At 74.3% G+C, this 13,541-nt stretch carries 6 protein-coding genes; 4 read left to right on the plus strand and 2 right to left on the minus strand.

Annotation, left to right across the window (positions count from 1 at the left end):
• Positions 1 to 218: 218 nt before the first annotated feature.
• The gene (locus tag Sdagh_RS04235; RefSeq protein WP_190078635.1) at positions 219 to 3,200 is read right to left on the minus strand and encodes a hypothetical protein; all 2,982 of its coding nucleotides are present in this window, start codon (positions 3,198 to 3,200) and stop codon (positions 219 to 221) included.
• 730 nt (positions 3,201 to 3,930) lie between these two features.
• On the opposite strand from Sdagh_RS04235, the gene Sdagh_RS04240 reads away from it, so the two are divergent.
• Entirely contained in the window at positions 3,931 to 5,214 is a 1,284-nt protein-coding gene (locus Sdagh_RS04240; RefSeq protein ID WP_189422656.1) for a S8 family serine peptidase, read from the plus strand.
• 225 nt (positions 5,215 to 5,439) lie between these two features.
• Here the strand turns inward: Sdagh_RS04240 and eccCa are convergent, their stop codons facing one another.
• Positions 5,440 to 9,438 (minus strand): type VII secretion protein EccCa, encoded by a 3,999-nt coding sequence (gene eccCa, locus Sdagh_RS04245; protein WP_190078638.1) that lies wholly within the window; start codon positions 9,436 to 9,438, stop codon positions 5,440 to 5,442.
• A gap of 538 nt (positions 9,439 to 9,976) precedes the next feature.
• On the opposite strand from eccCa, the gene eccD reads away from it, so the two are divergent.
• The 3 genes from eccD (at position 9,977) to Sdagh_RS04260 (ending at position 13,536) form a co-directional block, all read left to right on the plus strand.
• Entirely contained in the window at positions 9,977 to 11,341 is a 1,365-nt protein-coding gene (gene eccD / locus Sdagh_RS04250; protein WP_308288732.1) for a type VII secretion integral membrane protein EccD, read from the plus strand.
• Positions 11,342 to 11,363: 22 nt separating this feature from the next.
• On the plus strand, positions 11,364 to 12,851 hold the full coding sequence (eccB, locus tag Sdagh_RS04255; RefSeq protein WP_190078636.1) for a type VII secretion protein EccB: 1,488 nt from the start codon (positions 11,364 to 11,366) through the stop codon (positions 12,849 to 12,851).
• A gap of 313 nt (positions 12,852 to 13,164) precedes the next feature.
• Positions 13,165 to 13,536 carry a hypothetical protein gene (locus tag Sdagh_RS04260; RefSeq protein WP_189422662.1) on the plus strand — a complete coding sequence of 124 codons (372 nt, stop codon included), beginning with the start codon at positions 13,165 to 13,167 and terminating at the stop codon, positions 13,534 to 13,536.
• Positions 13,537 to 13,541 lie beyond the last annotated feature (5 nt).

Here is a 13,541-nt window from a genome sequence, read left to right on the forward strand (position 1 = left end):
GATCCTGCGCGGCTCGGCCGCCGCGGTCGGTGGTCCGCCGGAGGACGCCGAGTACGTCGATGACATCGGTGCTCCTTAACGTGTGCTGATCAGCTGCGGGTCGGTCAGACGGGGTCTGATCGGACGGGGCTGGTCAGGCGGGGCTGATCAGGACTGATCAGGGGAACCGTCCGGCACCGCGCCATCGGCGCGGGCGGACGGGGCTCGTGGGGTCCGGGTCACCCGGGCGGGGCGCCGGTGTGCGGTGTTTCGGGCAGCAGGCCGAGCAGGCCGTCGCACCGGGCGGGCCACTGCCGTTCACCGCGCGGGACGGCCGGCCGGTCGGCCAGGGCTACCAGCCGGTCGAGGACCGGGGCGTCGGAGGTGTCGAGGTGGCCGGGGACGGCCGGGGGCACGGCGCCGGCCAGCTCGCGCAGCAGCACCACGCGGGCACCGGCCCGTTCGCGCACGTCCAGCACCCGGAACCGGGTACCCGGACCGAACACCACTTCCTCCTGGTCGAACGGGCTGTCGCTATCGCCCAGGGACCCGATCCTGCGTCCGGTCGCCGACCAGATCAGGTAGTGGTCGTCGGGCAGCGACGGATACCCGTCGTCCAAGCCGCTCGCGCTGACCGGGACCGCGGCGCCCAGTTCCTCACCGGGCAGCAGCAGTCGCGTCGCCTCGTCGAAGACGCCCGCGGTCCTGACGGCCGCCCCGCGGAAAGACGGCAGCCTGCGCAGCGCGGACGCCAGACAGCCGAGGTAGGCCAGTGCGCCGGGGTCCCGGCGGTCAAGACCGGCCGACAGGCCCCGTTCGTCCAGCCTGCCCTCGCCGGCGCTGAGGTAGGCGTACAGGGCGGTGAGGTCGGCGGTGAGTTCGTCGTCCTCCCGGCCGGCCGAGCGGAGGCCGGGCAGCCGGGTCAGGGCGCGCTGGACGGCACCGGCGTGCCGCTCCCAGTCCGCGCCCAGGTGGGAGCGGAGCGCCTGCCGCTCCGAGGGGCTGCTGCGGTGGGAGGGGGCGATGGGCACGTGGGAGAGTTCGCGCAGAACGGCCCCGGCGGGCTCCGGCGGGACGGTCCGCGCGGCACTTGGCCCGTCTTCCTCGGGCGTGCCCTCTACGAGGCCCCGGTGGGCGCCTACCCCGCCGTCGTCGGACGTGCCCGCCTCGGGCTCCGTCGACGTGCCGCCGCGGTGCTCCTCGCAGGCGAGGTCTCCGCCCTCTCGGCCTTCTTCGTGCCGTCCGCCGTCCGCGTGCTCAACGCCCTCTTCAAGCCCTGCCTGCCCGGTGCCCTGGCTCTCGGGCCACGCGCTCCACGGAGCGGTGGCGCCCGGGCCGCCGAGGACGGCGTCCGAGGAGGTGAACAACGGGGTGAACGGCTCGGGTTCGACGACGGGCTCCGTCGTTGCGGGCCGCGCGGCGACCGGCGGCGGCCAGTCCGGTACGTAGGGGTCGTCGGCGTAGGCGTCGGCGTCGGCCTGGTCCGGTTCCTGGTCCGGTTCCTGGGCCGACGGTGCGGCGGCGGGGAGCCGGGGAGGTGCCGGTGGTGCCGTGGGCTCGGGCGGAACGGGTGCCACGGGGGCCGGGGTGACGGCCGGAGCCGGTAGAGGTGACTGTGCCGGGACGGCCTCGGCCGTCCCGGGCGCCGGGTGCGCCCCCGCGCTCGCTCCCGCCCCGGCAGCCGGGGCGGGAGAGCGGGGGAGTCCGGCCGCGGCGGTCGCGTACGGGAGGTGACCGGTGTCCGGACCACGGCCGGAGTCCGCGGCGGGTACGGGAACGGCGCCCAGTGAGTGGTCGGTCGGGGCGGTTCCGCCCGTGGTGGTGACGTACTGCACCGGTGGGGCGGCCGGCACCTGCGCCGGCGGCTCGGTCCGCGGGGCGGCGACGCCGGACAGGGGGGCCGCCAGGACTTGGGCGCCCTCCTCCTGCGCGGCACCGGATCGCCAGCCCTTGGGCGCGAGCACCATGCCGTGCCGCACCGCGAGCCGGCGCAGCGCACGCATCCCGTCCGCGCTGGTGTGGCCGTGCACCTGGATCATGGCACGCTCGCGTGCCTCGCCCTCCAGCGCGGCGAACAGAAGGTCGAGGGCGGGCCACAGGGAGTCGTCCAGGGCCCGGCCCGGCACCCCGAGGTCGATCGCCATCACGTCGCTGTCGGCCGGCCGGGCGGTGAGCGGCGGCCGGTCGCCGTGCCGGCCCACCCACAACCCGGCCCGGGTCAGTGACGTCCGCCACCGGTCGTCCAGCAGGAAGACGCCCGGCTCCGGGCCCTCCTCCAGCCCCGTGGCCGGCGCCCGCCAGGAGCCGACGCGCGGCTCCGGAGTGCCGCCGCTCTCCGTCGGCGCGCACAGGACGCTCTCCACGTACGGCTCCCAGGCCGGGGCGCCGTCAGGGCCGACGAGCACGGTCCGCGCGGCCGCGTGCACGGAGTCGTCCTCCAGCAGCACCGGGAGCCCGCTGGCGACCTCCACCTCCAGCCCCAGGGCGTCCGCGGTCTCCTGACCCACCGCCAGCAGGTCCCGCCCGTCGGCCGGCAGCAGCCGTACGGCACCGCGGACGCGGCCCGGCAGCGCGGCCAGGACGCCGGCCAGGGCATCGGCGCTCACCGGGGGCGCGCCGGCGACGCCCACCAGCAGTTGCGGCCGCCCCGGGTCGACCGGAACCGCGTACTCGATCCCGTCCGTACCCCCGGCCGGGACGCCGGCGGGCCGCACGAGCAGTCCGGCGGGCACCGGCGTCACCAGGTGGCCGTCGGCGACCTCGGCGTCCATCCGGGCGAGCTGCGCCTCCCAGTCGGGGACGGGGAACCGGGCCCCCAGCCGCCGGGGCACCAGCCCCGGGGAGAACTGCCACCAGCCCCCCGGAGCGGTGGCGCCGTCGGGGGAGAAGAGGGTGCCGCCCGGTACGACGACGGCGCGGCCGCTCGGGGCGACCACCTCCAGCCCCCAGTCCTCGCACAGCCGGCGGGCGGGTGAGGGCGCCGCCGCGCGGTCCACGGCGCCCTGCGACATCACCAGCACCAGCAGCCGTACGTCCCGCAGGCTCAGCTCCCCCACCACGGGGGCGAGCCGCCGCGCGAACTCGTCGAGTTCGTCGTCGGCCGGCACGGTCCCCACCAGCAGGGTCGCCCGCCCCTCGGAGTCGTCCCGCAGAGCGGTGGCGACATCGGCGAGACGCTCGGGAAACCGTGCCTCGCGGTGGACGACGTAGGTGCCCTCCACCGGGGTCACGGTGAACGGGGAAGGGGTGGCTGTTCCGTGGTCGGCGGGCTGTCGGGGCCGGCGGGTGTTCCTGTTGGCCCTGCGGTTCATCGGAGGGTCCGGGACGAGCGGTCGGTGACGGGCGTGACGCGCGGCCGCGTGCTTCGCGGCCGCGTCCGGGGGACGGGGTCCGGTGAAACGATCATGGTCGGCTCCACTCGCCTTCATCTGGGGTAGGCCCGGTACGCGGGTCATGCGTCGCCCTGCGACGCAACGCTCACCCCGAACTCCCGGCTCCGCTGGAGCGGGAAGGGGCACGTGACGCCGCGGCCTGGGCCGAACCGATCAACGAGACGCGTTCCGCGTTCTCCGTGCCGGAGGTCCGAAGAACGTGCCGACACGGGGCACGAGGACGGCGCTCTCGTGACATGTGTGCATGGAGAAACGTAACAGGCGTTCGAACCGAAGTGCGCGGCGCGACAGTGGATTTGCCGAACCGACACCCGGAGCATGTCTTCTCATTCAGGTGTGTTGGTGTGCCACGCGCATCACACGCGCATAGTGGCAGGGTACCTACCGGGCCGACACATGTGAGCGGGACACCTGGGGACGGTACCCGCGGCGAACGGATACGATGTGCCCACCCGTGGCGGCATCCGTGCCGACGGCCGGTGCCCGCGCGGAGCCGGCCGGGCCTCCCGCCGCCCGGGGCTTCCACTCCGGAACGACGGCGACAGGCGACGGAGGAACAGTGCCCCCCACCCCTCTCCGGCCCCCACGGGCGGGCCGCGGCCGGGGCGTACACGCCCTCGCTCTGACGGTACTGCTGTGCGCCGCCGCCGGACCGGCCGCCGCGGCCGGTCCGGAGCCCTCCCCGTCGTCGTCGCCGAGCCAGCTTCGGCTGCCGGTCGTCGCGGGCCGGATCGACTCCTCGTCCGAGGGGTGCGCGAAGGCGTCCGCCACCGTGATGCGACAGGTGCCGTGGGCGCAGCGCCTGCTCGGGCTCGGCAGGGCCGGCCTGTTCAGCGACGGCACAGGAGTCACGGTCGGGGTCGTCGACACGGGTGTCTCGGCGCGGGCGGACGCGCTGTCCGGACGGCTCACGGGCCGTTCCGGCGCGGACTCGGACTGCGTGGGGCACGGCACCTTCGTCGCCGGGATCATCGGTGCCGCTCCCCGCGCGGGCGTCGGTCTGGCCGGTGTGGCACCGGGCGCGCGGATCTTCTCGGCCCGGGGCACCGATGCCACCGGGACGCCGTCCGCCTCGCTGGTGGCCCTCGGGATCCGCGCGGCGGTGGACGCGGGGTGCGAGGTGGTGGCGGTCTCCGCCGCGCTGCCCGAGGACACCGCCGGGCTCGCCGCCGCCGTACGCCACGCCACGGCACACGACGTGCTGCTGGTCGCCCCCGCCGTCCCCGACGACGCGGACACCGCGCGGGACGGGCAGGCGTCCACCGCGTCGTTCTGGCCGGCCGCCGCGCCGGACGTGCTGTCGGTGGTGGACTTCGGGGTGGACGGGACACGCCCCGACGGCTCGTTCGAGCCGGCCGCGGCGGATCTGGCGGCGCCCGGCGACCAGGTGACCGGCATCGGGGTCACGGGCGGCGGTCACTTCGTGGGCAGCGGCTCCTCCTTCGCCGCCGCGTACGTGGCGGGCGCCGCCGCCCTGGTCCGGGCCTACCACCCGGAACTGACCGCCCGGCAGACCGCCGCGCGCATGGCGAGCACCGGATACCCGGCCGACGTGCCGCGCCTCGACGTGAACGGAGCGCTCACCGGTGTGCTGCCCGCTCACGCCGCCGCACAGCCCGCGCCCGCCCAGGGCATCCGGGTGCTCGACGTCCCGGACGACGACGGCGCGGTGCTCAGGGCCGGCGCACTGGCCGGCGCCTGCGGTGCGTTGGGCATGGGGCTGTGGGCGACGTCGGCGCTGCGGCGCCGGGCGGGTGCCCGGCACGGACCGGCGGGCAGATCCCATCGGATCGCCGGGGACAGGGGTCTGGGACCACGTCCGGGGCGCGGGGCACAGGGCTGAGGCCGTGGGCGGGCCGCGACACCCCGCAATACTCCGCGACACCCGCCGTCCCGGCAGCGAAGGGGGGCGCGGCCCGGCGTGACGGTGACGGACCACGCGTCGCACGCGCCTGCCGGGCACGCGTGACACCACCGGCGAGGTCCTGGCGGTCCCGGACGCCCCGGCCGTCGTGGCGCCCCCTCGGGGGCGTCCTCCAGCCGGGACGCCGGGACGGGCACGGGTGGGTCAGGTCGTCGTCGGGGCGGGGTCGTCGGCGGTGTCCATCAGCGCCGTCTGGATCTTCGTCGTCGACCTGCGCGTCACGTACTGGCCGCGTCCCGGCGGCAGCTGGCGAGGCTTGACGCCGAAGACAGCGCCCTCGGACGGCGGGCAGGACAACAGCAGACCCGGGGTGTTGACCTCCAGCAGACGGCGCACCAAGGGGTCGTTGAGGCCCCGCATGGAGCCCGCGGCCGATCTGGCGACGATCATGTGCACACCCACCTCGTAACCCAGCGGCAGATGTTCCAGCAACACGTCGAACGGAGTCTGCATCGGCTGCGCGACCAGGTCGTAGTCGTCCACCAGGACGAACAGCCGCGGCCCCTTCCACCAGTCCGCCAGACGCATCCGGCTCGGAGAGATGTCGGGCCCCGGCACCCGCTCCCGCAGAGCCTTGCCCACACCGGCGAGCTGGTTGCGCAGCTGGTCCACCGAGACCGCGTGGCCGAGCCGGTACTCCTCCGGCACGGCCTCCACCAGCTGGCGCCGGTAGTCCACGACCAGGATCCGCGCCTCGGCCGGCGTGAACGCCTGCACGATGGACTTCGCCATCAGGCGCAGCAGGTTGGTCTTTCCGGTCTCGCTGTCCCCGAACAGCACCAGATGCGGCGTCTCGGAGAAGTCCTGCCACGCGGTGCCCAGTTCGGTCTCCTCCACACCCAGCGGGAACCTGAACCGGCGGTCCGCCGCGACGGGGGGCAGCTCGTGGGCGGACAGCCGGGTCGGCAGCATGCGCACCGCGGGGGCGCTCGGCCCCGGCCAGCTCTCGGCGACCGCGGAGACCATGTCGGTCACACCGTCGGCGAGGTCGTCGGCGGCCTCCTCCCCGTCGATCCGGGGCAGCGCCGTCAGATAGTGCAGCTTCGTCTCCACGGTCAGACCGCGTCCCGGTGACCGGGGCACGGCGGCGGCACGCCGGATGTCGACCACGGAGTCCATGGCGTCCCCCATGCGCAGCTCCAGTTTGGTGCCGGCCTGGTCGCGCACAGCGGCGGGCAGCTCCACCCAGCGCGAGACGGTGGTGATCAGGTGGATGCCGTAGTTGAGCCCCCGCGTCGCGAGCTGGCTCAGCGCGGGGACGTCGTCCTGGAAGTCCTGCCGGACCGTCGACCACCCGTCGATCACCAGGAACACGTCCCCGTGTGCCTCGTCGGGGAACTCACCGGCCGCCCTGCGCCGGCGCAGCGTGGCCATCGAGTCGATGCCGTGCTCCAGGAACATCCGCTCACGCCGGGCGAGCAGCGAGGCGACCTCGGCGAGGGTGCGGGCCACCCGCTCACTGTCCAGCCGGGCCGCGACCGAGCCGACGTGCGGCAGCCCGGCCAGGGCCGTCAGGGTGCCGCCGCCGAAGTCGAGGCAGTAGAACTGCACCTCGCGCGGCGTGTGGGTGAGGGCCAGGGCGGCGATGAGGCTGCGCACCAGTGTGGACTTGCCGCTCTGCGGGCCGCCGGCGATGCCGACGTGACCGCCCGCGGCGGACAGATCGACCGTGAGCAGGTCACGCCTCTGCTCGAAGGGCCGGTCGACGATGCCGACGGGGACCGCCAGACCACCGCGTCCCGCCCAGTCCGCCGTGGTCAGCCCGAGGACGGGGTCGGGGGAGAGCGGCGGCAGCAGCCGGTCCAGCGTGGGGGACTGGGACAGCGGAGGCAGCCACACCTGGTGGGCCGGCGGGCCCGACTCCCGCAACCGTTCGATCGCGATGGACAGCAGCGAGGGGACCTCCTCCTCCATGTCCTCGCCGCCGGCCGCCGCGGCGAGTTCCCCGGCGGTCGGCGGAGCGCTTCGCTCGGCCACCCGTTCCCCGCTCCAGGACACCACCTGGCTGGCGACCTGGGCCTGGGCCAGGGCTCCGGAGCGCTGCCGGTAGGCCCCCGACACGTAGGCGCCGCGGAACCGGGTCAGCGGCTCGACGCCGCTCTTGAGGAAGCCCGCGCCGGGCTGGGAGGGGAGTTCGTAGGCGTCCGGTACACCGAGCACGCCCCGGCTCTCCATCGCGGAGAAGGTGCGCAGGCCGATCCGGTACGACAGGTGGCTCTCCAGTTGGTGCATGCGGCCCTCGTCCAGGCGCTGCGAGGCCAGCAGCAGGTGCACGCCCAGCGAACGGCCCAGTCGGCCGATCATCACGAACAGCTCCATGAACTCGCGGTGCGCCGAGAGCAGCTCGCTGAACTCGTCGACCACCACGAACAGGCTCGGCAGCGGCGCCAGCGGCGTACCCGCGGCGCGTGCCTTCTCGTAGTCCAGCGCGGACGTGTAGTTGCCCGCGGCGCGCAGCAGTTCCTGGCGCCGGATCAGCTCGCCGTGCAGGGCGTCCTGCATGCGGGAGACCATCGCGGCCTCCTCCGCCAGGTTGGTGATCACCGCCGAGGTGTGCGGCAGCTGGTCCAGCCCGAGGAAGGTGGCACCGCCCTTGAAGTCCACCAGCACGAAGTTGAGGGACTCGGAGGAGTGGCTGAGCGCCAGGGCCAGTACCAGGGTGCGCAGCAGTTCGCTCTTGCCGGAGCCGGTGGCGCCGATGAGCATGCCGTGCGGCCCCATGCCGCCCTCCGCCGACTCCTTGATGTCCAGCTCCACCGGGCGTCCGTCGGCGCCCACCGCCAGGGGGACGCGCAGCCGGCGCGCCGCCGAGGTCCCCCGCGCCTCCCAGTAGGCCCTCGGGTCGTACCGGTACAGGTCGGTGATGCCCAGCAGCGTGGTGAGCTGCACGTCGGTGGAGAGCGGCTGGGCCGTCTCGACGGCGGCCCCGGTGCGCATCGGGGCCAGCACCGCCGCCAGCGCCCGCGCGGCCGCCGGGCCGAGCCGGTCGGCCCGGCCCAGCGAGGTGAACGACTCCTTGCGGTTGCGGTCGGTACGGGCCAGCCGCACCTCGCCGGACTCGGCCTGGAGCCGCAGCGTCGTACGACCGGGTCGCCAGGGCAGCTCACCCGAGAGGTCGAGCACCACGGCGTTGCGGAACCCGTGCCGGCCCAGCCGGTGGCCGGAGGGCACCTGCCCGCCGTCGACGACGATCACCGTGTACGGCTCGTCCGTGCCGGCGGTGGCGTCCGTCTCGAAGGCCGGCCGGTCGGCGAACTCCTCGCCCAGCAGGGCCTCCAGCTCGGCGGCGGAGGAGGTGAACAACCGCACCGGGCCCGCCCCGTCGGTCTCGGAGGGGTGGTGGGTGTGCGGCAGCCACTTGGCCCAGTCCCACTCGGCCGCCTGGCCGGCGGACACACAGAAGGCGATCACCAGTTCCTGCGGGGAGTGCGCCACGGCCAGCTGCGCGAGCACGGCCCGTACGAGGCCCGTGATCTCCTCGCGCTCGCCCCGCAGCAGCACCCTCGACCACGCCGGCAGGAAGAGGGCGATGGGCTGGTCGGGGACGGTGGAGTAGGCGTTGACGAAGGCGCGCAGGGCGTGCGCGGTCAGCGGATCCAGGTCCTCCACGGGTTTGGTCGCCTTGGTGGTCAGACGCAGGCCGAGGCGCTGTTCACCGACGGCCACCCGGACCTCGCCGAAGTCCGGGTCGGCGGGGCGGCGTTCCCACAGCCGGGAGGTGCGGGCCTGGGACCACAGGTTGGCGGGCCGGGGATGACGCCAGGCGAGGGCGTGCTGCTGTTCGGCCGCCGCCGCCCTGACCCTGCGTCGCATTCCGCCGAGGTAGCGCAGATAGTCACGGCGGGCACCTCGCAGCTTCTGTCTGCGCTCCGCGCCACCGCGCATCATCTGGCCGGCCAGCATGAGGACCATGGCCACTGCCATCACCCCGACCACCACGAAGGTCATCGGGTTCGACGCCTGGCCGGGCCGCACGTAGAGCAGCACCATGGCACCCGACATCATGGCCATCGGCAGATACGTCATCATCCCGGACCCGCTGTCGGGCACCTGCTCCGACAGCACCGGGGGTTCCTGGAGCGCCAGGTCGCCCTCGGGCATGTCGGGCCCCCGGCGCCGGGCGGGCCTGCGGAAGAACACCACGCTCACTGAAACGTCTCCTTGGGATGCTGGCGGCCGCCTGCGGCGGGACTGCGGTCGGCCGGCCGTCGGCGCCTTGGCGGTCTTGAGGCCGGAAGCTCCTGAGGCCGGGCACCGGACGGGCCGACCGGGTGTGTCCGGTGTCCGCACACGTGTGAGTGTCGGTCCACGAGAAGAGGCGGTGTGCCGGGGCGCGCGGACCGGCGTTCCGGGGCTGTATGAGGCCCTGGCGCCGCGAGGCGGTACCTGTGAGACTATCGGGCACCACCGAGGTGTCCAACAGCGGTTCGCCGCACACGTGTCCGCGACCGGACCAGGATGTGCGCCGAACCCGGCCGTCCCGGCCGCGACGGTGCGGCGCGACGGCCCTCCCCACGAGGCGTGGGCCCCCGGGAACCACCGTCACCGGCCGAGTGACCGGTAGGTGGCAGAGCCGGCCCTGAGGGCGGGGACCACGTCCGCCCCTGCCGACCCATGGCGCGAGCCGCCCGAGAGGTGTGAGACACATATGAGCGAAGGCTCTGTCGCAGGTCTGTGTCGCGTGACGATACGGGCCCCGGAGAAGACCATCGACCTGGCCGTCCCGTCCGACATCCCGCTCGCCGACCTGCTGCCGGTCGTCGTCGGCCACGCGGGCGGACAACTGGAGGAAGCCGGACTCGAGCACGGCGGCTGGGTTCTCCAGCGCATCGGTGGCGAGCCACTGGACCCCGAGGGCACGCCCGACTCCCTCGACCTGCGCGATGGGGAGGTGCTGCTGCTGCGCCCCGAGGCGGAGGCACTCCCGCCGGTGCGCTTCGACAGCCTGGTGGACGCCGTCTCCGGCACGGTGCGCGACCTGCCGCACGCGTGGAGCCCCGCGGTCAGCCGCTGGACCCTGCGCCTGATGACGACCGTGACGCTGCTGGGCTGCCTGGCGGTACTGGCCCTGCCCGGTGACACCACGTCACGGGCCGCGCTGACGGCCGGCGCCGCCCTGCTGGCCATGGCCGGCGCCGGTGCGGCGGCCAGGATGCTGGACGACCCGCCCGGTGGCGTGCTGCTCGGGCTGGTGTCCTGCGCCTTCCTGGGGCTGGCAGGGGTCCTGGCCGTCGGCGACCCGTGGTCCGCGCCGCACTCTCACGTCCGTACCGGAGCGCAGCTGCTGGCCGGTTCCGTGGCCGCCGGCGCGGGCACGGCCCTGGCGCTGACGGTGGTGTCCGTCTTCGCCGTCGCCTTCGCCGCCGCGGCCGTCGTGTGCGTGGCCGGTGTCGTCGGCGGGGTGCTGATGGTCACCGTGGAGGTGCCCTTCTCGAGCGCGGCCGGAGGCGTCGCGGTGGCGGCGGTCGTCTTCGGCGCCTTCGTCCCCCGGCTCTCCTTCTCGCTGGCGGGACTGCGCCTGCCACCGCTGCCCACCACTGCGGACCAGCTCCAGGAGGGCATCGAACCGCACGCCGGGCAGGACGTCGCCGCCCGCGCCGCGGCCACCGACCACTGGATGAGCGCCCTGTACCTGGGCGTGGGCGCCGTGTGCGCGGGCTGCCTGGCCGGCCTGGCCCGGCACCCGGAGCCACCGGAGCTGGCCACCTGCGCCCTGCTGGCGCTGCTGCTCTTCCTGCACGGACGCAGCCTGGGCACCGCCTGGCAGCGGCTGGCCCTGGCGGTCCCCGCCCTGCTGGGACCGCTGCTGGCAGCCGCGGGACTCGCCGCCCGCTGGGACGGGACCGGCCGGCTGGTGGTGGCGGCCGCTCTGCTGCTGTCCGCCGCCGCGCTGGCGGTCATCTCCTGGACGGCCCCCGGCCGCCGCCTGCTGCCCCACTGGGGGAGGGCCGGGGACCTGCTGCAGTCCGTGACGGCCTTCGCCCTGCTGCCCGTCGTGCTGTGGACCTTCGGCGTCTACCAGATACTGCGCTCGGCCAACGGCTGAACCGCTTAGGAGAGAGCACCTCATGCAGAACCGGCGGGACCAGGTCCAGGCCCATCGCTTCGTCGTCTCCCGGCTGACCACCGGACTGCTGCGGGAGGACCCCGACACCCCCGAGCCACCCACCGGCCGCACCTACAAGGCGGTCGCGGTCGGCGCCGCCTTCGCGGCCGTCCTGTGCGTGGGCGCCCTGGTGTTCGGGCTCATCAGCCCCGGGGGCGCCACCGGCTGGCGCGACGGCCACACCCTGGTGGTGGAGAAGGACACCGGCACGCGCTATCTGTTCGACGGTGAGCGGCTGCGGCCGGTGCGCAACTACGCGTCCGCGCGCCTGCTGGTCGGGGCGGACCTGAAGACCGACACGGTCTCCACCGCCTCGCTGCGCGGCACCCCGCACGGCGACCCCGTCGGGATCGCGGGCGCCCCCGACTACCTCCCGTCCGGCAAGGCCCTCGACGCCGGCCCCTGGCAGGTGTGCGCGGGCATCCGGACCGACGACTCCGGCGGCGGCAGGACCACCACCACACTCCTGGTCGACTCCGACCTGGCCGGCGCCACCGTGGCGGACGGCGACGGTGCGCTGGTGCGCGTCGAGGACGCGGGACTGTTCCTGCTCTGGCGCGGCAACCGCTTCCGTCTGCCGGGCGGCCAGGCCACCGCCACCGCCCTCGGCTACGGCGCCGTCGACCCGCTGCGGGTCTCCGCGGCCTTCCTGGACGCCCTGCCGGCCGGCCCGGACCTGGCGCCGCCGAAGGTCGCGGGACAGGGCGCGCCCGGCCCCGGTCTGGACGGTGCCGACACCCGAGTCGGCCAGGTCTTCACCGTGGTGACGCCCGGCTCCGACCAGCAGTACTACCTGCTGTTGCGCTCGGGTCTGACCCCCGTCACCACCACGCAGGCGGCCTTGGTCCTCGGCGCGAGCGCGACACGTGAGCGGGCCTACGGAGGGAAGGCCCCCCAGGCGATCACCCTGTCCTCCAACGCCCTCGACGGCGCCCTGGCGCCGAAGAGTGCCTCCGGCGAGCCGGGACGGGTCGAACAGGCCGGCGCGGCCCTGCCTCCCGCGCCGCCCGGCACCCTGCGCACCGGCGGTGACCAGGATCTGTGCGTGCGCCTGACGCCGCACGGCGACACGGGCACCGACGTCGGCCTGGTGACCGCGCTCTCCTCGGCCGTCGACGCCCGGTCCGCGCCGCCCGGCCGGGCACTCGCCGCGGCCTGTCTGGCGGTGGACGCGGTGTCGGTCCCGCCGTCGGGCGGCAGCCTGGTCCGGGCGCTGGGCAGCTCGGGTTCCGACCTGGGCGACAGCACGTACCTGGTCACCGACACCGGACGGAAGTACCGGGTGCCGTCCGGGACGGCCGCCGAGGCGCTCGGCTACGATCTGACCCGGGCTCAGGAACTGCCCTCGCCCCTGCTCGACATGCTGCCGACGGGCCCCGACCTGTCCCCCGGATCGGCGCGGTCCGGGCACGAGGAGGTCACCGGCACGTCGCGTTGCGATGACCGGTAGTGGAACATCCGGCACCGGCGGGCCGACGGTATCTCGAACGCCGTACACGCAGACACATGTCACCAGTTGAGGTCTTCACACATGCGCGTAACGCATCACCCGATGCGTTGAACACATGTTCTGGCCGCGCTTGTGATCGAGGCGCAAACATGATTAGCATCTGGATACTTCGATCAACTGATGCCTGCTCAGCTCTTGGCGCCCGGCACATTCCGGCAACGCACACGTATCTTGCAGGCACCCCGGCGGGCCCCACGACAGAGCGTGGCGTGCCCCACATGATTCGCCCCCCACAGCGGAAGGCAACGGCACGATGAGCACTCCCAGCGGAACGCAGCAGCAGTCATCCAGTGCCACGTACGACATGGCCATCAGGAGTCTGGAGACCGCCAGGTCGAACATGACCAGGATCCAGGGTCAGGTGGAGACGGCGAAGGCCACCCTGCAGACCAACTACCAGGGCCCGGACGGTCACGCGTACGCACGGGTCATGGAGACCTGGCTGAGCGAGGTGGACCGCATCAAGCGGACCTGCGAGGCCATGGAGAACCAGCTCGGCTTCAGCATGCAGGCGTCGAACAGCGCGCAGGCCGGCGCGATGGAAGAGGTGGTCGCCGGCGGCAAGCTCACGGCGTTCGGCAACGACGTACAGAACGACGCCTACAACGCCATGAGCGGCGTCTGACCCGC

This window comes from Streptomyces daghestanicus, from assembly GCF_020521275.1.
In the GTDB taxonomy this organism is placed as follows: Bacteria; Actinomycetota; Actinomycetes; order Streptomycetales; family Streptomycetaceae; genus Streptomyces; species Streptomyces griseoviridis.